This window comes from Arthrobacter sp. A5 (assembly GCF_051131705.1).
In the GTDB taxonomy this organism is placed as follows: domain Bacteria; phylum Actinomycetota; class Actinomycetes; order Actinomycetales; family Micrococcaceae; genus Arthrobacter_M.
This window is the reverse complement of record NZ_CP180316.1, coordinates 2,556,017-2,576,683: the sequence shown is the minus strand read 5'-3', so window position 1 is coordinate 2,576,683 and position 20,667 is coordinate 2,556,017. Positions and strand designations below refer to the sequence as shown.

The following is a 20,667-nucleotide window of genomic DNA, read 5'->3' as shown; positions in this document are numbered from 1 at the left end:
TCTCTCCCTCGTTGGGTTCTCGTCGTCCTGCTCGGGAATGACCTGGATGAGCAGCTCTTCGTGCGACAGATCAGCACCGGGCAAATCAAAATCTTCAGCCGTGTCGCTATCCTCGAGGTCGATGACCGCTGTCTGAGTGGTTGCGCTGCGCTGAGCCTGAATCGCTTCGAGCGACTCATTGACGGGCTGATCTTCTCCCCTGACGCGTGGTTCGTCGTAATCAGTTGCCATGAAGCGGTTTTCTCCTTCAGATGAGCTTCACTATCGCAGGTGTGCAGGCAACAACCCAGCAGATGCTGCGCCTATTCCCGCACTGGTCAAGGCCCAGCCCGGCCCGTTCATTCACGCACCCATCGTTACGAGCAAGGAGGAAAGGCCTCACGCGGCGTCGCTGGTGGACCGTCGCGGCTAGCCCTTCCATCTCGGGGTTAAGCGGGTGCTTTCCCCAGTACACCTGTTGCGACAGATCCGGGTGAGGTAAAGCCGCTCTTCTCAGGGGACCGGTTCCAGGCAGTACGGGGGAAGCGTTTTGCCGCGGCGGTGGGATCGGGAGCCGGGCGTGCAGGAGCTCACGAGGAAACGTGTGGGTTGTGTCAGTCTTGGCGGGACCGTTCGTGCTGGTGTCCGGGTTGTGTGCATGCATGCCGTCGGAGCGGCGCCGGTTTCGGCGGCCGGTCACCGTACCGCGTCCATGACGCGCAGGACGGGGTGTGAGCTGCCGCGAGGAATTCGGACAGCGGAATTGGTGGATTCTTCTACGCTGCAAGGGCTGGCTGTTGATAACCATAGTGGACTTCATTAGGGCGTCGGTAATCGAGCGCAGAGTGTCGGCGCCGACTATTGTAAAACCCCTCAATATAGCGGATCACGTCGCTGCGGGCTTGTGATTTCGTCGCGTAAACGGTCCGGTAGACACGCTCGTTCTTGAGCATCGAGAAGAAGGATTCCGCCATACTGTTATCCCAACACACGCCCGTGCGGCCCATCGATGAGCGCATCCCCAAGCCGGTCACCAAGGCCCGAAACCCGGCCGAGGTATACACGCTGCCGCGGTCGGAATGCCAGATCGCGTCCGGCTCTATCAGGGTCGTTGCGGCGGCGTTGTTAAGGGCGTCGGCGACGAGTTCGGTGCGCATGTGATCGGCGATGGACCAGCCGACGACCTTCTTGGAGTAGCAGTCAATGACGGTGGCCAGGTAGATGAACCCTTGCCAGGTGTGGATGTAGGTGATGTCGCCGACAAACTTCACCCCGGGGCGAGTGGCGGTGAAGTCACGGTTGACGAGGTCGGGCATGTTGGCCGCAGCCAAGGCGTCGGCCTCGGTCGTGACCCGGAATGGCCGGGGTTGGCAGGCCACAAGGCCCTCCTGGCCCATGAGCTGCCGCACAAGTTCGGGTGAACATTCAGTCTGCTCCGCGGCGAGGTCGGCGTGGATCCGACGATACCCGTAGGTGCCTTCAGACTCCTCGAAATAGTGTTGGATCCGCGCTATCAGGGCCTTCCGGCGAGTGGCAGTCGCCGATTGCGGGCGCGTCAGCCAGTGGTAGAAGCCGGACGTCGAGACGCCTAACCAGCGGCACATCTTCACGACCGAATTCAGGTTGGCGGGCTCAGTTTTTTGGGAGTCGATGTATTCGTACTTGCTCACTACCGCTGCTCCCGCGCGAAGTAAGCGGCCGCTTTTTTTAAGAAGAGAGTCTCGGCTCGAAGCTCCTGATTTTCCCTCTCGAGCTCCTTCAAGCGAGCCCGTTCCGGCAACGTCAGGTCCGTCTCGGTGCCCCCGTTGGCCTCACGGTATTTGTTCAGCCAGTTGCGCAGAGTCTCGGGGCCGACACCGTAAGCGGTGGCAACATCCCTGATGGGTCTGGACGTGTTGATCACCTCACGACACAACTCGTCTTTGAACTCCTGGGTGAAACGCCGGCGTGCTGCAGTCATGCTGATCTCTACTTTCAGTAGACCCCCATTTTAAGAGGGCCCACTGTCCGAAAACTCCACAGCAGCTCAGTGGCCGTTGACGTCCTGGAGGGGGAAGTAGACGCGGTGGGTGGCCTGGTCGACGGCGACAGTGTGGGCGTTATCGGCGAGCTTGGCCGATGCTTTCCGGTGCAGGGCCCGGTTCTGTTCGTCGAAAACGGTGACGACGCCGCTTTCGGAGGCGGCGTAGAGCCGGTGCAGGCCCTCGTCGAAGGCGAGCACGTCTGGGGTGTCTCCGGTGTCGAAGCGTCCCGTCTCCTGGCCTGTGTCCAGGTTGAGGACGAGGAGTGTGGCGTTGCCTTCGCAGGCGATGAAGGCCAGTCGGTTGGCGCCGTCAACGTACAGGCCGTGGTTGCTGGCGCAGTCATTGAGCCGGGTCCTGCCGGTGATGGTGTCGGTGGCCGGGTCGATGGTGAGCAGTTCGTTGGTGCTCTGGACGTTGACCATGATCTTGCCGCTGGCGGGGTCGTAGACTGTGTTCCCGGCCTCGCCCCCGATCTCGATCGAACCCTTGGCCCGGCCGGTGGCAAGGTCGATCACGGTCTCGGCATGGTCGTGTTCATTGGACACGTAGGCCTTGCCGTGAACGGGGTCGTAGGCGATGCCGTCGGGGGTGTTCCCCGTCGGGACCCGGCCGGTGACGGCGAGAGTTCCGGTATCGATGAGGGCGGCCTCGTTCGTTCCCGAGGCAGCAGCCAGGACCGTGTGCCGGTCCGGGGCCAGTGCAATACCGTGGACGGAGGAGATACCCGGGATGGTGGTGATGACGTTCAGCCGGTCCAGGTCCACGACGTGGATGGTCCCGTCCCCGAGATGGGTCACATACAGCCGTTTGGCTGCCGGATCGATGGCCTGGTAGTCCAGGCGGCTCGCTGCGCCGGGCAACGAAATGTCCTGCACCGGCGTCAGTGGTAGGTCCGACGCGGGCCCGGGGGCAGGCCCCGAGCATGCGGTGACGAGGGCCAGTACGCACACCGGCAATACCCGGCGGAAGGCCGCGACGTGCCGGGGCCCTGAACCACTGCGGGTGCCGGTCTTCATGAGGTTCACAGGATGATGACGTTGACGACAATTGCGGCCAGGCCCCCGGCCAGCGCCGGGAGAACCTGGTGCGGCAAGGCCCTGCCGGCCGCGGCAACCACGCCAGGTGCAAGTGCTCCGGCGATCAGACACCCGACATCTCCCACGCTGACGGCCGGCATGAAGTCCTCATTCAACGACAGGGCATTGGCTATCAGGCGCCAGAGAATGACGGCCAGCAACGCCCCGATGCCTGCGATCAGCGTCCGGCGGGCAGTCCACCGGCTGAACCCCGCTACGAGGCCGACGGCTACGGCTGTCAGGAGGGCCGAGAGGAGGATCAACAACGGGGAAATCATGGGGACTCCTTGAAACTTTTCACGGGCGCCCGCTCCATCGATCGACGTGCGTGACGGACCCGACGCTAACAAGCACAGGCGGGGGATGCAACCGTGGTTACAATTCTAGGATGAGCAGTGATTCCCTGATGCCCGGAGGCTGGGTTCTTTTGAGTTACCGCATGCCTCGTGAGCCATCGAGCCCCCGGGTTGCGGTTTGGCGAAGGCTGCAGCGGCTGGGCGTGGCGCAGCTGGCCGACGGCCTCGTGGCTTTGCCCGCTGACGCCCGCACACGGGAGCATTTTGACTGGATCGCCGCCGAAGTCCTCCAGGCCGGAGGCTTAGCCACGGTGTGGCTGGGGCATCCGTCGTCCCGTCAGCAGGAGCGCAACATCGCCCAGGCCATGACGGAGGACCGCCGCCAGGAATATGTCGCCCTGATCCAGGAAGCGCAACAGGCTCAAACCCTGGCCGACCCAGAACGTGGCCGCGCCGTGAAGCGCCTGCGCGGACAGCTGCACAAAATCGGCAGACGCGACTATTTTCCTCCCCTCGAACGTGATGTCGCGGTCACGGCGGTCGGCGAACTTGCGCGCACGGACGCCGTCGTGGGAGCAGCCCGGGCAGTGGGGGACCGCGGTGAGGTGGGCAACGAGGCCAGGGGTGCACGTGGACCGGGCCGGCTGCGCCTGGCTGATCCGCCGGCTCATCGACCCGGCCCCTGAATTCATCTTCCTCACCGACCCTGCGGACGTCCTGGGTGACGCTACTGCCTTTGATATGCCCGGCGTCGACCTCACCCACCACGGGGCCGATTGCACCTTCGAAACAATGCTTCACCGGTACGAGATCCAGGACCCGGTCATGTGGAAGCTGGCTGAGATCGTTCACGAAGCCGATTTGGACGACGAACGATACGACGCCCCGGCAGCACCGGGTCTGGACGTCATCATCAGGGGCCTGTCGATGACCCTCACCGACCACGAAGTCCTGTCCGCGGCAGGACCCATCTTTGACGGCCTGTATGAGTACCTCAAGCGCAGCCACATCCTGGGCCGCGAGAGCGCCTGACACAACCAACAGGGCGACACCTAACGCTGCCAAAAACCTGCCATTTAGCTCTGAAACTCACAGAAATGGGTGGTGTTTGGTCACGGTGGCTGGGTGGGCTGGCTCTATCACAGACGGGCCGTTAGCGATCCGGCCCTACTGACACCGGGCGGCGGGAGAAGAGATCACCCCTCTAATATACCTACGAGCGACTACTGTCAGTTGGAAATGGCGGTGGCGCTAAATTCCAGCCATCGCACCGTGGCCAGCAGTGTGGCGATCTTCTTCTCGTACGGCAACCGGTCAAGCTTGTTCGCCGTCTCGTTCCTGCCCTCCTTCGCCAGAGCGATCAACCGCCGCTTGGGCACCCCGGCCACATCCACCTCGCCCAAGTGCAGCCCAGCGATCTCCGATACCCGGTCCAGCGCGATGACCATGCCGCGCCCGGTCGTGTACTTCCCCGCCTTGCGCCACATCTCCAACTGCGACCAACGGCTACGCTCGGGCACCTGCAGTCCAACACCAAGCAGATCGAGGGAACTGCCCATCCCGACCGTGAGGCCCAATTCGCCTATCTCAACAGCCGAAGCGCCGCGCATATAGACGCCGCCCAGCCGGTGATCAGCATCGACACCAAGAAAAAAGAGGCTCTCCTGACGTAAGTGTGGGCCAGGTTATTTCTGGTACGGGAGTTTGATTTCCACTGGGCCGCAGGCGAGCATGATCAGGGCGAGAGCGGCTTCTGGGGTGTGGAATCCGTAGGATCTGCGGGTCATGGTTCTGATCTTGTTGTTCAGGCCTTCGTGGCGGCCGTTGGAGAGTTGCCTGGTGACGGCGGCGTGGATCCCGTCGGTGTGGGAGCGGATGGTGGCGGCGGCCCAGGCGAACTCGCGGATGTTGGGTGTGGCGGCGAGTTCGCACCAGGTGGTGATCATCTCCATCACGTCAGCGGGGTTGAGGTCGCCGGCGAAGACTTCCCTCAGGGATTCCTTGAGCTGGTAGGCGTCCCATAGAAGCCCTCCGGCCTGTTCGAGCCCGGCCAAGGTGACTTGTTGCTTCCCGGTGAGGTTCTGCGGGTTTTTCAGCAGCACCCAGCGGGTTCCCTTGAACTTCTTCGCGATGTCCTGATCGGGCAGATCACGGGCCCGTTGCCAGATGGAACGGCGGAAGGATTCCAAGGCGTTGGTGGCCAGCTGGATGACGTGGAATGGATCGTAACAGATGACCGCGCCGGGGGCGTTGGTCCTCACGGACTTGGCAAAAGCCGGTCCCATGTCCATGCTCACGGCCTCTATCACCAGGACTCCTGACCTAGCGCTTTATTCGCTGAGCGACGTTTCGCGTTTCTTTTGTCTCGAATCGCAGGATCCGGTCCGTGCCTGGGTAACGGGTTTCGGTGCTGGTGAGGTGGTCGCAGAGTTCGGCGATCGCGGCCGTGGGCCGTTTGGTGGGGAGGGGGTCGAGGCGGATGGTGAGGTAGCCGTCCCGGCCGGGGTCGATGTCGCCGCTGGTCGTGAGGGCCTGCCGGATCAGGGCGTGGGCTTCGTCGTCGGCGCGGGCGTAGCCGGTGTTGGTGCGGATCTCCCTGGCCAGGGTGGTGGCGGTGTTGAACGCGGCCATCCGGATCGCGTGGGTGAGCAGTTTCGTCTCGGTGTCCAGGACCTGCTGGCCCGGGGCGATGTCACCAAGGGGTACCCGGGCCGGGATCTCCTTATGCACCGCCTGCGCCTCCTCGAAGACGGTTTGGGCGGTGAAAAGGTCCGCGGTGATCGCGTTGTGCCCGGCATTGGTGATCAGGACCGTGGCCGTTCCCGGCGCCGGGGTCCGGGCCGCCAGCAACGCGGCATCGGTGTCGGCGAGGGCCTTCCCGTACCGGGTTTTGGCGGTAAGTACGTTCTGGTAGGCCTTGCGTTTGGCCGGGTTCGGCACCGACCGTTCCGGATCATCATCGGTACTGGTGTAGGCGTCGTGGGAATCCAGGGCGAAGCGGATCCTGGCGTAGCGGAAGTAGTTCTCCTGCCGCCACCTGGCACCCATACGGTAAATCGCTTCCCCGGTAGCGAGGTTTGTGTCGGTGGTGAGGATGTGGATCTGCCGTAACCCGCCTGCCGGGACCTTGACCTTGCGGCTGATCTGGCGCATCGACAACACTTCCCCGGTAGTTCCGACAGGCACCTCGACCCGGATGTCGGCCGCGGCCCAGGTCCGGGTTTGTCCGTGTTCGTCGGTGTGCGTGACCTCGCTGAAGAGGGAGTCGTCGATGTCCCCGGTGGTGCCCTTGCGCCAGGTCAGCACATCAAAACCTGCTGAACTCATGTGTTGGAACAGGGCCGGGGACCAGCCGCCCCGGTCGAAACCGACCAGCACCCTGCGGTCATCGCCGATAATCAATCGCAGGGTCGGCAGGAGCCGGCGCAGTTCCCCGGTCAGCGCGGCCCCGGGTTCGGCCATGACCACCAGCACCGGGGACCCGTGTCCGTCGGCGACCCAGGTCTCCTCGGTCGCCGGGACCGGGAACTTCAACCTCGTGGAATGGACCTTCCCGATCTTCCTCGTGCCCTGATAGGCGCGGACATGCCCGTCAACGTAGAGCACCGCGGCCAGACCCCCGCCCTCCTCGTCACCGCTGCCGTTCAGGTGTCTGGTTGCCATCGCGGTCAGCAGTTCCCCGGCCCTGCCGGTCCCGGCCAGGGCCGCGGTTTTGCGGCGGAGGGTTTTCACTTCCGGCGCCCGGTCCAGACCCAGCACCCGTCCCATCGCGACCGGGTCGATCCGGGTTATCCCCTCGGCCCGGGGTTCCCCGGCCAGGGCCTGAAACACCGCCCCGGTGAGGATGGTGTCCAGACCGTAAAACCCGTTCGGCAACGCCCCGAACACCTCCTTCGCACACTCCAGCAATCCGGTGTTCACCAGGGCGGGCAGGGCCAGGAACAGCCCGGCCAACGGCACCCGGGCCGCCGGGGCGAACGCCGGGGCCGCGCATTCCAGCAGCCCGGTCCGGGCCCAGGCCCGTTCCCCGGACCGGTCCGCCGCAGCCGGCAGAACCGGCAGCCCTTCCGCCGGTTCGGTGATGACGGGACCGGCTTCCGGGTCCTGCCGGGACGGGTGCGCAGTGGCCGGTTCCTGTGCGGCGGTTTCCATGGCCAATGTCCGCCGGACGGTGAATTCGGAGACACCCACTTTCGCACCGACTGCGCGCAGTGGCAGGCCGGTGGAGCGCAAGGCGCGGATCTCGGACATCATGGATTCCGTCAGCCGGCTGGGCCCCCTCGGGCCCGGCTTTTCCGGGGCCAGACCCAACACCCCATCCATGGCCAGGACCTGGCGCCAGCGCCACAACGTGCCCGGATCCACACCGAAAGCGGCAGAAATCTCCGCCACCGACGCGGCCTTAATGTCCGCCAGTTTCGCCGCCGTGAACCGGCGCGTCGCGGTGTCCCCGACATCCCAGGCGTAAGAGAGTTCCCCATGAACAAAAGCCCTGCCACCCGTCTCATCCTCGACCAGCGACACCGCCAGACCAATCGGGACGGCACTGGCGTCCATGGCCATCGGAAGGGGCAGTTGAGATGTCATCACGCCCATCATCCACCCCTCCCGAAGCCGCCGATTATCTTGCTTAGATTCTATCGCGTCTGAGGGAAAATTAACAGCCGACCACTCAACAAAAACACCGGAATCACACGGAAGCCATCGCGACAGTCACGCCCTATGTCCAGAGTCCTGAGGCCGGTGCCGACGAAGCCGTGGTGGAAATTGTGTACGGCGGCGTCTGCGGCTCTGACCTGCATTACTGGCTGGAGGGGGCGGCCGGCGAATCGATTCTGAAGGCTCCCATGATCCTTGGCCACGAAGTCGTGGGGGTCGTCGCGGTGCCGGCGGCGGACGGCAGCGGCCCGGTGGAAGGAAGCGGCCGTCGAGGCCGACATCGAGATCGAGTCGTCGGGCAGCCACCACGGCTTCGCCTCGGCGATCAACGGAGCGGCGCGCGGGGGCATGGTGGTCATGGTCGGGCTGCTGCCTTCGGGGCCGCAGCCCGTGGCCATTTCGCTGGCCATCACCCGCGAGCTTGAGCTGGTCGGCTCTTTCCGGTTCAACGATGAAATTGATGAGGTCATCAAGGCGCTGGCGGATGGTTCGCTCTTCGTTGATCCGGGGTGACCCACGAGTTCGCCCTAAACCGGGGTCTGGAGGCCTTCGAGGTGGCCATGGATTCCGCGGCCTCCGGCAAGGTACTGCTGAAGTTTCGCCACTGACGCAGGGTCAGCCAGTGACTCGGCTGGACCGTTACGGATACCCGCACGTCACATTCTGATTCATGAAACGGAGTTTTCTTCTGGTTGCGTGACCTCCGGGCTAGGCTGGAGGTAAATTTCCAAAACCAATTATGGAGGATGTATGTCTGCACAAATCGGCGTAACGGGTCTGGCTGTTATGGGGGCGAACCTGGCCCGGAATCTGGCCCGCAACGGCTTCACAGTCGCGCTGCACAACCGCTCGGTTGCCAAAACCGACGCGCTGCTGGAAAAGCACGGAGGCGACGGAGATTTCGTTCGCACCGAGACCCTGCAGGAACTGGTGGACTCGCTGGAGAAGCCCCGCCGGGTGCTGATCATGGTCAAGGCCGGAGCGCCGGTGGATTCGGTGATCGAGGCCTTGGAGCCGCTGCTGGAACCTGGCGACATTGTCATTGACGCTGGTAACTCGCACTTCCAGGACACCCGCCGCCGCGAAGCCGCACTGGCTCAGAAGGACCTGCATTTCGTGGGCATCGGTGTTTCCGGCGGTGAAGAGGGCGCGCTGAACGGCCCCTCCATCATGCCGGGCGGATCGCGGGAGTCCTATGAGGCACTGGGCCCGCTGCTGGAGAAAATCTCCGCGCACGTGGACGGCAAGCCGTGCTGCGCGTGGATCGGCACGGACGGTGCCGGCCACTTTGTGAAGATGGTGCACAACGGCATCGAGTACGCGGACATGCAGGTCATCGGGGAGGCTTTCGATCTATTGCGCGCCGGCGCCGGCATCGAGCCGGCCGAGCAGGCGAAGATCTTCACCGAGTGGAACAAGGGCGAGCTGGCTTCGTTCCTGATCGAGATCGCGGCTGAGGTCCTGGCCCACACCGACGCCAAGACGGGCAGCCCGTTTGTTGACGTCGTCGTCGACGCCGCGGGCCAGAAAGGTACCGGCCGCTGGACTGTCATCTCCGCGCTCGAACTGGGTTCGCCGACGTCGGGCATTGCCGAGTCCGTTTTTGCGCGGGCGCTGTCCTCGCAGACGGCGCAACGCACCGAGGCGCAGGACAAGCTCGCCGGCCACGAGGAAAGCATCACCGTGGGCGAGGGCTTCGTCGAGGACGTCCGGCAGGCCTTGTTCGCGTCCAAGCTGGTCAGCTACGCGCAGGGCCTGGATATGCTCACCGGCGCGGCCAAGGAATACAACTGGGACCTGAAGCTGGACGAGATTGCCGGTCTGTGGCGCGGCGGCTGCATCATCCGCGCGGAGCTGCTAAAGGACATCACCAAGGCTTACTCGGCGCAGGATAAGCCGGCGAACCTGTTGTTCGCGCCGGCGTTCAGCGAGGCCATTGCCGGTGCGCTACCGGCGTGGCGCCGTGTGGTGGCCACCGCCGTCCAGCTGGGCATTCCCGTTCCGGTGTTTTCCTCCTCGCTCGCCTATTACGACGGTCTGCGGCGCAAGCGGCTGCCTGCCGCGCTGACGCAGGGCCTGCGCGATTTGTTCGGTGCGCATACCTACCATCGCGTTGACGGTGACGGCACGTTCCACACACTCTGGGGCGAGGACAAGTCCGAGGTTGAAGCGGTGGACACGCACTAACAGCCCCACACCCATCGGTGACGCATTAAGGCCCATGTTTTTTAGGACATGGGCCTTAATTGCATTATCGGTGAGGAGACCTGCCGGTCAGTGCGTGTGCAGGGCAGTTGTGGCTACAATTAACGGCATCAAAGACGCCAGAAATACTTGCGAGGAACCGGAGGTGGCCATGGATATTGGAATACGGAACCGGAGGCGGCCATGGATATTGGAATACGGGACCTGAGTGACTCGCTCAGCCGGCACTTGCGCGCCGTTAGCGCGGGCGCATCCGTGACCATCACTGACCATGGTCGGGCAATTGCCCGGATTGTTCCGATGGAGGGATCATCGGCCTTTGAGGTGCTGCTCGCGGGTGGATTGTTGCGGCCGCCCGCTACGGCCGGGGGAGATCTTCCGGAACCCGTCGGCATCGCTGGGACGGTCAGTGACTTGGTCGATGAGCAGCGACGGTGATTGCCTACTTTGACACCTCGGTGTCCCTTCCGTTGTTCATCACCGAACCCGGTACTCAACGGTGCCGGCGTTTGTGGGCCGCTGCTGAGGTGGTGACCCGTCTGGTCTTTGTAGAGGCTTCCGCGGCCTTGGCGCAGACCGGGCGTCTCGGTCGTTTGACCGACAGTCAGCACGGTGACGCCCTTGCCCGGATGGGCTTGGTATGGGGGCTTTGTCATATCCGGGAACTGGACGATCTGCTGATGCGGGAGGCGGGGCAGTTGGCTCGACGCTACGGCCTGCGCGGCTATGATTCCGTGCACTGTGCAGCTGCTGCTGGCTTCACGGACACGGACTTCGCGGCGGCGAGTGGAGACCGCCGGCTGCTGAATGCCTGGAGCAGCCTTGGTGTAACCACCATGGACCCCAACGCCTAGTTAGACTCTCTGAATGGCCGGCTCCCTTGGTATCTTCACCGCCCGACTCATCCTGCACCCCGTCACGCTGACCGGAACGCAACGGATCCACGCCGGGACTGCCCTGCCGAGGGATATCTGGGCCGCAGATTATCCGTTCAACGGCGACCGCGACGCGCTGGCGGCCGGCCTCGGGGGAAACCAGTTCACCGCCAAGCCGGCGCTGTGGGCGTACTACCAAATCCGCCGCCGGATCGACGGTGCCGCCGTGGGCGGGATCGGATTCTTCGGGGCGTCAAACGCCGCTGGTGCCGTGGAGATCGGCTACGGGCTCGCCGAGGGGGCGCGGGGGAACGGCTATGCGGCCGAGGCCCTGGCCGCGCTGACGGCCTGGGCACTTTCCTCCAGGGCATCCCAAGTCCATGCGGAGACGACGCCGGATAATCCGGCATCCCAACACTCGTTGATTACGCCGGCCTGCGGCTGGTATCGCGGGGCGATGAGGTGCTTCGCTACTCGACGCGCTGACGCTTCTGCTGCCTCAGATGTACATGGCCGGATCGATGTACTCGGCCGGGTCCACGGCCGGGGCGGACTCCCGTGCCGCATCGCGGTGCCGCCATTTCGCAGGGATGCCAGTGATGATGGAATCTGCCGGTGCATCCTTGACGACGACGGCGTTAGCGCCGATGGCGCTTCCGGCACCTATGGTGATGGGACCCAACACCTTGGCGCCGGCACCGATGGTGACGCGGTCCCCGATGGTCGGGTGCCGTTTGATCTTGGCCAGCGAGCGGCCACCGAGAGTGACGCCGTGGTAGATCATCACGTCGTCACCGATCTCTGCTGTTTCCCCGATGACCACGCCCATGCCGTGGTCGATGAAGAAGCGCCGCCCCACCGTGGCTCCTGGATGGATTTCGATGCCGGTGGAAGACCGGGCCAGCTGGGACAGAGCCCGGGCGGGAAACCTCAGCGCCGGGTGGGCCCACATTCTGTGCGTCAGCCGGTGCACCCAGATCGCGTGTAGGCCGGAGTAGACAAAGAAGTTTTCGAAGGAACCACGTGCCGCCGGGTCGTGCGACCGGGCGGCTTCGAGGTCCTCACGTAACCGGGCGACGGCCCGAACGAGTAAAGTCACGAACTTCCTTCAGTTGAATGTTCGCCGGCTGAATGTTCCCCGGCAGTGTTTCGGGCGGATGTTCCCTGGCAATGTTGCGCCTAGATCCCCCCGGCCACGGTGCGCGTAGGTTTTCCGCGGCTGCCGCAGTCCGCGGCTGCCGCCGCGCCGCGGGAGGATCAGCCCCGGATGTCGTCGTAAAGGACAGTGGAGATGTAGCGCTCACCGAAGTCCGGAACCACCGCAACGATCAGTTTGCCGGCATTGTCCGGGCGTTTGGCCAGCTCCAAGGCGCCCCAAACGGCAGCGCCCGAGGAGATGCCGCCCAGGATGCCCTCCTCGGTGCCCAGTGCCCTCGCCACCCGGACCGAGTCCTCGATCGTGGCGTCAAGCACCTCGTCGTAGATCTCGCGGTCCAGCACCTCCGGAATGAAGTTCGCGCCGAGGCCCTGGATCTTGTGCGGTCCGGGGGCGCCGCCGTTGAGGATGGCGGAGTCCTTGGGCTCTACCGCGACAATCTGGATTCCGGGCTTGCGTCCCTTGAGGACCTGGCCCACGCCGGTGATGGTTCCGCCCGTGCCGATGCCGGCCACAAAGATGTCAATGGCACCGTTGGTGTCTTCCCAGATTTCCTCCGCCGTGGTGGTGCGGTGGATCTCGGCGTTGGCCGGATTGGCGAACTGCCGGGCCAGGACCGAGTTTTCCGTGCTGGCCACGATTGCCTCGGCCTTCTCGACGGCGCCGCGCATGCCTTCGGACCCGGGCGTCAGGACAATTTCGGCCCCGTAGGCGCGCAACATGACCCGGCGCTCGGTGGACATGGTCTCCGGCATGGTCAGGATGACCTTGTAGCCGCGGGCAGCGCCCACCATCGCCAGCGCGATCCCGGTGTTACCGGAGGTGCCCTCCACGATCGTCCCGCCGGCCTGGAGCGCACCGGCCTTTTCCGCGGCATCAACGATCGCCACACCGATCCGGTCCTTGACGCTGTTGGCCGGGTTATAGAACTCCAGCTTCACGGCCACCGTGGCATCCAGACCTTCGGTGAGACGGTTCAGACGCACCAGAGGCGTGCTGCCCACCAGCTGCGTGACGTCGTCGTAAATGCGGCCCATTGATTTATACCTTCTTCTCTGCAGGGAAAATTGCCGTAAAGCATATATAGCGCCAGTTTATTCAGCGCGGTGATGATCGGGCTAAGCCGCAAGCCACGAAGAGTAATATTTCCGGGCCTTGGCCAGCTTCGGATTGATAATCACCTGGCAATAGCCCTGCTCCGGGCGTTTCGCGTAAAAGTTCTGATGTTCCTCCTCGGCCACATAGAACTCCGGCAGACGGGTCACCTCGGTGACGATGGGCTTATCCCAATGGGCCTGGTTCCGCTCAATGGCGGCGCTGAAGGCTTCCTCCTGCACGGCGTCGGCGTAGAACATCGATGAACGGTACTGCGTGCCCACGTCGTACCCTTGCCGGTTCAGCGTGGTGGGATCGTGGGAGACAAAGAACATGTCCAGGATTACTTCCTCGGGAACGATGTTCTCGTCAAAGGAAACGGCCACCACTTCGGCATGGCCGGTCATCCCGTTGCAGACGTCATAGTAGCCGGGACGGCGCACATGGCCGCCGGTATAGCCGGAGACCACGTCCGTCACCCCCAGGGTCTGCTGATACAAGGCATCCAAACACCAGAAACAACCTCCGCCGAGCACAAATGTCTTCATATCCTGTATCAATGTCCGGGCGGCCCAGAAGATTCCCGCGGCACGAAAATTGCCGCGGCGCCCGCGCGGTCCGCGTCTTATGTTGGACAATGGGAGCCGGACCTACGGAAGAATGGGACGCATGGAACCGGTGGATAAAGCGGACGACGACGGCGGCACGCAGTTCGGTGGGAGCGCGGGCGAGGCGCGCGCGGAAACCGGGGCTCCACCGGCGTCCCGGCCGGGATTGGCCGACGTTCTGCTCGCGGTGGAGGAGCTCTGGCCGGAATCTCTGGCGGAGGATTGGGACGCCGTTGGTCTGGTGGTCGGGCGCCCCGATGCCACCGTGGAGCGGATCATGTTCGCGGTTGACCCCAACCTGGAAGTCATCGACGAGGCCCTTGACTGGGGAGCGCAGCTGCTCATCACCCACCATCCGCTGCTGCTTAAAGGGGTTAAATCGGTCGCTGCCACCAGCGGCAAAGGCCGGGCAGTGCACCGGCTGATAGAAGGGGGCTGCGCCCTGCTGACCGTCCACACCAACGGGGACAGCGCCGTCGGCGGAGTCTCGGATGTGTTGGCCGATGCTCTGGGGTTGATTGCGGTATCGCCGCTCACCCCGGCGACGCTCGGATTGCCGGAGGAAGGCATCGGCCGGGTGGGGGAGCTGCCGGGGATCATGAGCCTGGGTGATTTTGCCGAACACGTTTTCCGGGTGCTGCCCTCCGTCGCCGGAGGAGTGCGCGTAGCGGGGGACCGGCAGGGGCTGGTGCGCCGGGTTGCCGTCTGTGGGGGCGCCGGTGACAGCCTCTTCGACGAGGTCCGGGCCAGTGGGGCCGACGTTTACGTCACGGCGGATCTGCGCCACCATCCCGCCTCGGAGGCCCGGGAGTCTGCCGTCAACGGCCGTCCCTACCTGGTCGACCTGTCGCATTTTGCCAGCGAGTGGCTCTGGCTCCCGGCGGCGGCACGAGCGCTCGGCAACGTGCTCAGGGACCAGGAATTCGACGTCGAACTTGTCGTCAGCCAGACCAACACCGATCCGTGGGATTTCATCCTGACACCAGGACTGGGCGGCGGCGGCGCGGGTTGGACGTAACCTAGGACGTAGAAGGGCGGCCGCGTTTTTGCCGGGCGCCGGCACACCGAGAGGATTTCGATGGCGAAGGCAGCACCCGCGGAGCAGTTACGTTTGCTGGAATTGCAGGCACTGGACGCGAAGATCAGGCAGCTGGACAACCGCGCCAAAATACTGCGGGAAGACCCGCGTCTGACCGATCTGTACGCCGGCCTGGCCGTGGCACAAAGCGACCTGGTGGTCCGGACCACCGAGGCGGCCGACACCCAGCGTGAACTGACCCGTGCCGAGACAGATGTGGAGCAGGTCGCCACCCGAATAACCCGTGACGAGGCCCGGCTCAACAGCGGCAGCGGCCTCTCCAAGGATCTGGTCGCTTTGCAGAAGGAGCTCGAATCGCTCGCCCGGCGGCGCTCCACTCTCGAGGACATTGAGCTCGAGCTGATGGAACGGCTCGAGGGCTGCGCGGCCCGGGCGGCCAAGCAGCAGGGCGTGGTGGATGACATTGACGGCTCGCTCGGTACCATCCGCAATGACGTGGATGCGCAGTTGGCCGAGGTTTCCGCAGAGCGTTCGGCCGTGGTCCGGGACCGGACCGCACTCGCGGCGTCCTTCGATGCCGCGTTGTTGGCCATCTACGAACGGGCTTTGACCAAACGCGGAATCGGCGCGGCGAGGCTTTTCCACGGAACTTCGGAGGGCTCCGGGATGCAACTTAGTCCGGGAGACCTCGCGGACATCCGCAAGGCAGCCGACGACGACCTCGTCATGTGCCCGGACGCCGGTTGCATCCTGGTCCGCTCGGCGGAGTGGAGCTGACCGGCTAACCCGCTGGTTGAGCTTGTCGCCCTGGTCGACCCGCCATAAACGCTGCCGGGTCGGCCGTGCGGCTAAAGCTGCGCGGAGTTGGCCCGCTACAGTGCGCAGGAGTCGATCGTGCGCCGCGCCGACACTCAACGGTGCGCAGGATGATCTGCCAGCCACCAGCCACCGGCCGCGCGGCGGGCGATCCGGGCAGAGGAGAAGCTGTTAGCGCAGGATGAGATTCAGCGAGTGTGCCTTCCGTGTCGTCCCCGGGATGAGTTCGGCCTCCCAGCGCCCGTGAAACGCGGGAGTGCCGGCAAATTTGAGCAGCTGTGCGGGCGTCTGTGGGGCCTTGCCCGGTCGGGTGAGCAGCTCGCGTGCCAACTCCCCGCGGGTGTGCTTGGCGAAATGTGAAACGACGGTCCGTTTGCCGTCGATCTCCCGAAAGACATTCACGGCCACGGTCTGGGCTGCCGGCGGAGCCCAGGCGGCGGCGTAGGTGCTGGAACGGCAGTCGACCAGCAGATGCCCGGCAGCGAATTCCTCCAGTGCCGGCGCCAGCCGCGGCTTCCAGTAGGCCGCCAGCTTGCCCAGTTCCGGCAGGCCGACTGCCATCGAGAGGCGGTAGGCCGGAATCCGGTCCGCGAAGCCGATCACACCCCACAGCCCGGACATCACGACGACTGCCTCGTCCGCCTTGCGCCGCTGGGCGGCGGAGAGGGTGCGGTAGCCCAGCGCATCGTAGAGCACGCCGGAATAGACCCGGTGCGCTTCCGCCGCCGGTTCGGTCCCCAGCCGGATGTTCCGGGCCACCTCGACAGCAAGCGATGCCCCGACACCCAAATGGGTCAGCGCATCGTCTTTGCCGGAAACATGGGCCAGCGCCTCCATCACCTGCGCCCGAGCGGCGTTCAACACCGGGAAGTGAAGCTCATCGAGACGGAGGGGGAAGCCGGAGAGGACCGGAGTTTTGCCTTCGGAAGGCGGCAGCAGAATACGCACCCGATGAGCCTAACCGGTGCGGCACCGCGGTCGCCGCGCGGAACGTGCGGGTCGTTCCCTGGACGTGATCCTTAGCACGTTCGGCCATCCGATGAGCCATGCAGGCGCCACCTCATCTAGAATGAATAGCGGGCAGGGCGGCCCGAAAACTCACCGCTCACCTCATCCCGCGTTTGACCGCAGGATGAATTTTCCGGAACGTTCGGCAATCCGCGCCGCGTGACCGGGCGCCGTGTCCGCACCGAGGGGATCCGGCAAGCCGCCGGCACCGAAGGCGTTTCCGGTTGGGACAGGAAAGGGAAATCTGTGAAACCGACCTCTGATGTAGCTCTGGACATCTGGATCAGGCGCGAGGCCTTGGCCGAAGAAATGATTGGCCTGATCGGCCGGCTGTACCGGGAAAACAACGTGGTCATTTCTGTCCACGGCCGCAGCTTGATCAACCAGTCCGCCATCAGCGTGTTGAAGGCGCACCGCTTCGCCCGCCACGTCGACAACGTCGAACTCCGCCCCGAGGAGACGCTGCCGCTGCTCCAGGCGCTGAGCGCCCTGAAACTGGGCCCGGCTTCGATCAATCTTGCCAAGCTGAACCTCCTCTATGCGCAGGAAGGTGCAGGCAGGACGCGGGACGAATTCCTGCGCGCCGAACTGGCCGACGTCGTCGACCGCCAGGGCACCGACGAGCGCAACAGCACCGACGTCGTGCTCTATGGCTTTGGACGGATCGGCAGGCTGCTGGCACGGATCCTGATCGAGCATGCCGGCGGCGGCGACGGGCTGCGGCTGCGCGCCATTGTGGTTCGCCGCGGCTCGGACCAGGACCTGGTCAAGCGGGCCAGCCTGCTGCGACGCGACTCCGTGCACGGCCCGTTTGTGGGCACTATTACGGTGGATGAGGAGCAGAACACCATCCTGGCCAACGGCACGCTGATCCAGGTCATCTACTCGGACAATCCCGCCACCATCGACTACACCGCCTTCGGCATTCACGACGCCCTGGTGGTGGACAATACCGGCCGCTGGCGCGATGCCGACGGCCTGTCCCAGCACCTGCTCAGCCGCGGCGTTGCCCGCGTGCTGCTCACGGCCCCGGGCAAGGGCGAGCTGAAGAACATCGTGCACGGCATCAACCACGACGCCATCAGCGTTACGGACAAAATCATCACGGCCGCATCCTGCACCACCAACGCCATCACACCTGTGCTCAAAGCGGTCAACGACAAGTTCGGCATTATTCACGGACATGTGGAGACGGTGCATTCGTTCACCAACGATCAGAACCTTACAGATAACTTTCATAAAGGTGACCGCCGCGGCCGTTCCGCCGCGTTGAACATGGTGCTGACCGAGACCGGCGCGGCGAAAGCCGTGGCCAAGGCGCTGCCGGAGCTGGCCGGGAAACTGACCGGCAACTCGATCCGCGTCCCCACGCCCGATGTCTCGATGGCGATCCTGAACCTCACGCTGGAGCGCGGCACCACCAAGGAAGAGATCAACACCTACCTGCGCAATATGTCCTTGCATTCGGACTTGCACAAGCAGATCGACTTCATCGATTCCCCCGAGGTCGTGTCCACCGATTTTATCGGCTCGCGCCGCGCCGGGATTGTGGATGGGCTGGCCACGATCAGCACGGATAAGCATTTGGTGCTGTACGTCTGGTACGACAATGAATTCGGCTACAGCTGCCAGGTGGTCCGTGTGATGGAGGAAATGGCCGGGGCGAATCCGCCGGCCTTCCCGGCCGTGGACCGGGTGCGTCCCTTGGCCGGCTCCGTCCGCTAGGTACAGTTGCGACCACAGACCGGACCCGACGACGGCCGGCCGGCCCGCCGTCGTCGTCGGACGCCGCCGTTGTGGAGCATCCACGTCGTCGGACACCGCCGGTGTGGCAGTAGACTGTAGAGCTGGATGGGTTGGCCAGGCGGCCGCGCGTCACGAAAGTGGCTCGAGGAACGTCCGGGCTCCACAGAGCATGGTGGTGGGTAACGCCCACTCGGGGTAACCCGCAGGAAAGTGCCACAGAAAACAGACCGCCCGCCCGCTGCGTGGAAACACGTGTGCAGGCAGGTAAGGGTGAAACGGTGGTGTAAGAGACCACCAGTTCCTTGGGTGACCAGGGAAGCTAGGTAAACCCCACCGGGAGCAAGGCCAGACAGGGCATGTTTGAGGGCTGCTCGCCCGAGTGTCTGGGTAGGCCGCTGGAGGGCGTCGGCAACGGCGTTCGTAGATGGATGGCCGCCACTCCCGCGCTGGTAACGGAGCGGGATGACAGAACCCGGCGTATCGGCCAACCCATCCAGCCCAAAGGTCCAGGCGCGCGACAGCCCCAGTTCCGCATAATGCCGGCATCAATTATCCCGCACCGACTCTCTGAGGTGCGCTTAATGGGGTCAAATCGGCATTCCTGCCCCATTTGGAGCACCCCGGGTTTAAGGTGTGGATATCGTCGGCACGGTGTCGTGGCTCCTGCCTACACTGAGTGGCAGTCAGTCAGCATTCCACCAGTACTCAGGCAGCGGCGATGTCACCAGGAACCACGTCTCCCCGATCAGTCGGGCGCGCCCGCGGGTCCGGCCGTTCTCACCGGTTCCTCAGTGCGGGTCTCGTCGAACGCGTCGGCTCCTCCGGGCACCGGGGTGCAAACCCCTCTGGGCACCGAAGTGCCAGCCCCGCCGGGTCCGCTCAGGATTCCCGCCGCACCGTCCGGCCGGGACGGCGGCCGCGGGTGCTGGCCGTCGCCGTTCCCGCGTTCGCTCTGGCCGTGGCGCTGCTGGCGTGGCTCTATACCTGGGGGCCGCTCAATCCTGTCTCTACGGCGCTCGCGGAGCAGGGACCGCTGGTGGTCGAGTCTGGTTGGAAAGGGCTCGGTAGCCCGATTGTGCGGGTACATTCGGCGGCGGCGCTGAGCGTGCTCGAGATCCTGGAGGTCAAGGGCCGGGCGCCGAGGAACACCTACGACCGGCTCGCCTTCGGCGAGGCGTGGCTCGATGTCGACCGGAACGGCTGCGACACGCGCAATGACATTCTGGCCCGGGATCTGATGCAGGGGCAGCTGGTCACCGGTTCGGGTTGCCTGTGGGTTTCGGGCAAGCTGGCGGATCCCTATACCGGCGAGGAGCTGGATTTCAGCCGGGGCGCGCAGAGCAGTAAGGCCATTCAGATCGACCACGTGGTGGCGCTGGGTAATGCTTGGCAGACCGGGGCCCAGCAGCTTACCGTCGAGCAGCGCCAAAGTCTGGCCAATGATCCGCTGAATCTGCTGGCCGTGGATGGCCCCACCAACGTCCAGAAGAGCGACGGCGACGCCGCCACCTGGCTGCCGCCCAACAGGGCGTTCCGCTGCCGGTATGTGGCGCGGCAGATCTCTGTGAAGGCCGCGTACCGGCTCTGGCTGACGCAGGCGGAGAAGGATGCCATGAAACGCGTGCTCTCAGCCTGCCCCCGGCAGCAGACGCTGGAGTCCGGGTATGGTCCCTGACCCCGGAACGCCGCGGATGGCATAGCTGACCGTGGCGACTACTCCTCCACACCGGGCGAAGCCCGTGCCGGCATCCGCCAGAAGCCCCTGCAGCCGCGCGGCGTTCTGGCGGTGTTCGGGAAACGATGCAATGATGCGGGTATGAGCAATTTTCAGCATGTAGATCCCGTCAAGAGGGCCCAGGATAATCTGGACGAGGCCAATCGGCAGCTGACGCAGGCGCAGCGCGACTACACCAAAGGGGCCATTGACCATAAGCGGCTTACTCAGCTGGAGGAGCTGCGGACCACGGCGGCGCAGGATCTGCAGCGGGTGATGAAGGAAAACTAGCGGCCCGACGACGCCGCCGGGCCGCCACCGGGACGATGCCCCGGGTGCCCCGCCGGGGCGACGCAGGATTTGGGAGGCCT

Annotated in this window: 20 protein-coding genes, 1 other RNA gene and 4 pseudogenes; 14 read left to right on the top strand and 11 right to left on the bottom strand. The window is 64.6% G+C overall.

The genetic code is table 11. The features are described from left to right. Positions 1-18 precede the first annotated feature (18 nt). The 4 genes and pseudogenes from ACLLJI_RS12185 to ACLLJI_RS12170 form a co-directional block, all read right to left on the bottom strand. Positions 19-231, bottom strand: a pseudogene (locus tag ACLLJI_RS12185) (DUF4193 family protein); the annotation flags it as partial. 524 nt (positions 232-755) lie between these two features. Then, positions 756-1,939, bottom strand: a protein-coding gene (locus ACLLJI_RS12180; RefSeq protein ID WP_434612585.1) for an IS3 family transposase whose coding sequence is annotated in 2 segments (ribosomal slippage) — positions 756-1,699 and positions 1,699-1,939 — 1,185 coding nt in all. Because the reading frame shifts where the segments join, the coding sequence is not laid out codon by codon here. 66 nt (positions 1,940-2,005) lie between these two features. Continuing rightward, a complete protein-coding gene (locus tag ACLLJI_RS12175) occupies positions 2,006-3,019 on the bottom strand; it encodes a YncE family protein (RefSeq protein ID WP_434621508.1) in 1,014 nt (337 codons plus the stop codon). A gap of 5 nt (positions 3,020-3,024) precedes the next feature. Then, entirely contained in the window at positions 3,025-3,357 is a 333-nt protein-coding gene (locus ACLLJI_RS12170) for a hypothetical protein (protein WP_434612583.1), read from the bottom strand. A 110-nt stretch (positions 3,358-3,467) separates the two neighbouring features. On the opposite strand from ACLLJI_RS12170, the gene ACLLJI_RS12165 reads away from it, so the two are divergent. Then, on the top strand, positions 3,468-4,061 hold the full coding sequence (locus tag ACLLJI_RS12165; protein WP_434612581.1) for a Chromate resistance protein ChrB: 594 nt from the start codon (positions 3,468-3,470) through the stop codon (positions 4,059-4,061). After that, complete coding sequence (locus tag ACLLJI_RS12160; protein WP_434612579.1) at positions 4,006-4,407, top strand: chromate resistance protein ChrB domain-containing protein; 402 nt, start codon at positions 4,006-4,008, stop codon at positions 4,405-4,407. The genes ACLLJI_RS12165 and ACLLJI_RS12160 overlap by 56 nt, the downstream gene beginning before the upstream one ends. Before the next feature lie 197 nt (positions 4,408-4,604). Here the strand turns inward: ACLLJI_RS12160 and ACLLJI_RS12155 are convergent, their stop codons facing one another. After that, on the bottom strand, positions 4,605-4,895 hold the full coding sequence (locus ACLLJI_RS12155) for a hypothetical protein (protein WP_434621756.1): 291 nt from the start codon (positions 4,893-4,895) through the stop codon (positions 4,605-4,607). On the opposite strand from ACLLJI_RS12155, the pseudogene ACLLJI_RS12150 reads away from it, so the two are divergent. Then, positions 4,896-5,033, top strand: a pseudogene (locus tag ACLLJI_RS12150) (ISAzo13-like element transposase-related protein); the annotation flags it as partial. Positions 5,034-5,060: 27 nt separating this feature from the next. On the opposite strand, the gene ACLLJI_RS12145 reads toward ACLLJI_RS12150, so the two are convergent. Together ACLLJI_RS12145 and ACLLJI_RS12140 are read right to left on the bottom strand one after the other, a co-directional pair. Further along, positions 5,061-5,672 carry an ISL3 family transposase gene (locus ACLLJI_RS12145; protein ID WP_434612577.1) on the bottom strand — a complete coding sequence of 204 codons (612 nt, stop codon included), beginning with the start codon at positions 5,670-5,672 and terminating at the stop codon, positions 5,061-5,063. Positions 5,673-5,697: 25 nt separating this feature from the next. Beyond that, positions 5,698-7,974: a putative transposase gene (locus tag ACLLJI_RS12140; RefSeq protein ID WP_434612575.1), complete on the bottom strand. Its 2,277-nt coding sequence runs from the start codon at positions 7,972-7,974 to the stop codon at positions 5,698-5,700. 104 nt (positions 7,975-8,078) lie between these two features. On the opposite strand from ACLLJI_RS12140, the pseudogene ACLLJI_RS12135 reads away from it, so the two are divergent. The 5 genes and pseudogenes from ACLLJI_RS12135 to ACLLJI_RS12115 all read left to right on the top strand — a co-directional run. Beyond that, positions 8,079-8,642: pseudogene (locus ACLLJI_RS12135) on the top strand (zinc-binding dehydrogenase). A gap of 142 nt (positions 8,643-8,784) precedes the next feature. Then, positions 8,785-10,221: an NADP-dependent phosphogluconate dehydrogenase gene (gene gndA, locus ACLLJI_RS12130; RefSeq protein ID WP_434612573.1), complete on the top strand. Its 1,437-nt coding sequence runs from the start codon at positions 8,785-8,787 to the stop codon at positions 10,219-10,221. A gap of 201 nt (positions 10,222-10,422) precedes the next feature. After that, entirely contained in the window at positions 10,423-10,677 is a 255-nt protein-coding gene (locus tag ACLLJI_RS12125) for a type II toxin-antitoxin system Phd/YefM family antitoxin (protein WP_434612571.1), read from the top strand. After that, positions 10,674-11,093, top strand: coding sequence for a type II toxin-antitoxin system VapC family toxin (locus ACLLJI_RS12120; protein WP_434612569.1), 420 nt, complete (start codon positions 10,674-10,676; stop codon positions 11,091-11,093). Before ACLLJI_RS12125 ends, ACLLJI_RS12120 begins: the two co-directional genes overlap by 4 nt. A gap of 13 nt (positions 11,094-11,106) precedes the next feature. Next, a pseudogene (locus ACLLJI_RS12115) lies at positions 11,107-11,520 on the top strand (GNAT family N-acetyltransferase); the annotation flags it as partial. A gap of 93 nt (positions 11,521-11,613) precedes the next feature. Here ACLLJI_RS12115 and epsC read toward each other — a convergent pair. From epsC to msrA, 3 genes are all read right to left on the bottom strand, one after another. Beyond that, positions 11,614-12,213 carry a serine O-acetyltransferase EpsC gene (gene epsC, locus ACLLJI_RS12110; protein WP_283560894.1) on the bottom strand — a complete coding sequence of 200 codons (600 nt, stop codon included), beginning with the start codon at positions 12,211-12,213 and terminating at the stop codon, positions 11,614-11,616. Between the two features lie 158 nt (positions 12,214-12,371). Continuing rightward, positions 12,372-13,307: a cysteine synthase A gene (gene cysK, locus ACLLJI_RS12105; protein ID WP_434612566.1), complete on the bottom strand. Its 936-nt coding sequence runs from the start codon at positions 13,305-13,307 to the stop codon at positions 12,372-12,374. 81 nt (positions 13,308-13,388) lie between these two features. Continuing rightward, the gene (gene msrA, locus ACLLJI_RS12100; protein ID WP_434612564.1) at positions 13,389-13,913 is read right to left on the bottom strand and encodes a peptide-methionine (S)-S-oxide reductase MsrA; all 525 of its coding nucleotides are present in this window, start codon (positions 13,911-13,913) and stop codon (positions 13,389-13,391) included. A gap of 121 nt (positions 13,914-14,034) precedes the next feature. Between msrA and ACLLJI_RS12095 the strand changes: the two genes are divergently transcribed. Continuing rightward, entirely contained in the window at positions 14,035-14,991 is a 957-nt protein-coding gene (locus ACLLJI_RS12095; protein WP_434621505.1) for a Nif3-like dinuclear metal center hexameric protein, read from the top strand. Positions 14,992-15,051: 60 nt separating this feature from the next. After that, complete coding sequence (locus ACLLJI_RS12090; protein ID WP_434612562.1) at positions 15,052-15,789, top strand: zinc ribbon domain-containing protein; 738 nt, start codon at positions 15,052-15,054, stop codon at positions 15,787-15,789. Positions 15,790-15,999: 210 nt separating this feature from the next. Here the strand turns inward: ACLLJI_RS12090 and ACLLJI_RS12085 are convergent, their stop codons facing one another. Beyond that, positions 16,000-16,776, bottom strand: coding sequence for a YaaA family protein (locus ACLLJI_RS12085; RefSeq protein ID WP_283560889.1), 777 nt, complete (start codon positions 16,774-16,776; stop codon positions 16,000-16,002). A gap of 306 nt (positions 16,777-17,082) precedes the next feature. On the opposite strand from ACLLJI_RS12085, the gene ACLLJI_RS12080 reads away from it, so the two are divergent. The 4 genes from ACLLJI_RS12080 to ACLLJI_RS12065 all read left to right on the top strand — a co-directional run bounded on the left by ACLLJI_RS12080 (position 17,083) and on the right by ACLLJI_RS12065 (position 20,587). Beyond that, complete coding sequence (locus ACLLJI_RS12080) at positions 17,083-18,561, top strand: glyceraldehyde-3-phosphate dehydrogenase (protein WP_434612559.1); 1,479 nt, start codon at positions 17,083-17,085, stop codon at positions 18,559-18,561. Positions 18,562-18,688: 127 nt separating this feature from the next. Next, positions 18,689-19,078: RNase P RNA component class A (rnpB, locus tag ACLLJI_RS12075), an RNA gene on the top strand. 426 nt (positions 19,079-19,504) lie between these two features. Continuing rightward, a complete protein-coding gene (locus tag ACLLJI_RS12070) occupies positions 19,505-20,257 on the top strand; it encodes an HNH endonuclease family protein (RefSeq protein WP_434612557.1) in 753 nt (250 codons plus the stop codon). Positions 20,258-20,398: 141 nt separating this feature from the next. Continuing rightward, on the top strand, positions 20,399-20,587 hold the full coding sequence (locus ACLLJI_RS12065; protein WP_434612555.1) for a hypothetical protein: 189 nt from the start codon (positions 20,399-20,401) through the stop codon (positions 20,585-20,587). Positions 20,588-20,667: the final 80 nt, after the last annotated feature.

Bases quoted from the DNA above. Each gene is read 5' to 3' on its own strand.
- ACLLJI_RS12175 (WP_434621508.1), bottom strand. From the start codon at position 3,019: ATGAAGACCGGCACCCGCAGTGGTTCAGGGCCCCGGCACGTCGCGGCC.
- ACLLJI_RS12095 (WP_434621505.1), top strand. From the start codon at position 14,035: ATGGAACCGGTGGATAAAGCGGACGACGACGGCGGCACGCAGTTCGGT.
- ACLLJI_RS12090 (WP_434612562.1), top strand. From the start codon at position 15,052: ATGGCGAAGGCAGCACCCGCGGAGCAGTTACGTTTGCTGGAATTGCAG.
- ACLLJI_RS12140 (WP_434612575.1), bottom strand. From the start codon at position 7,974: ATGATGGGCGTGATGACATCTCAACTGCCCCTTCCGATGGCCATGGAC.
- ACLLJI_RS12125 (WP_434612571.1), top strand. From the start codon at position 10,423: ATGGATATTGGAATACGGGACCTGAGTGACTCGCTCAGCCGGCACTTG.
- gndA (WP_434612573.1), top strand. From the start codon at position 8,785: ATGTCTGCACAAATCGGCGTAACGGGTCTGGCTGTTATGGGGGCGAAC.
- ACLLJI_RS12170 (WP_434612583.1), bottom strand. From the start codon at position 3,357: ATGATTTCCCCGTTGTTGATCCTCCTCTCGGCCCTCCTGACAGCCGTA.
- ACLLJI_RS12165 (WP_434612581.1), top strand. From the start codon at position 3,468: ATGAGCAGTGATTCCCTGATGCCCGGAGGCTGGGTTCTTTTGAGTTAC.
- msrA (WP_434612564.1), bottom strand. From the start codon at position 13,913: ATGAAGACATTTGTGCTCGGCGGAGGTTGTTTCTGGTGTTTGGATGCC.
- ACLLJI_RS12065 (WP_434612555.1), top strand. From the start codon at position 20,399: ATGAGCAATTTTCAGCATGTAGATCCCGTCAAGAGGGCCCAGGATAAT.
- cysK (WP_434612566.1), bottom strand. From the start codon at position 13,307: ATGGGCCGCATTTACGACGACGTCACGCAGCTGGTGGGCAGCACGCCT.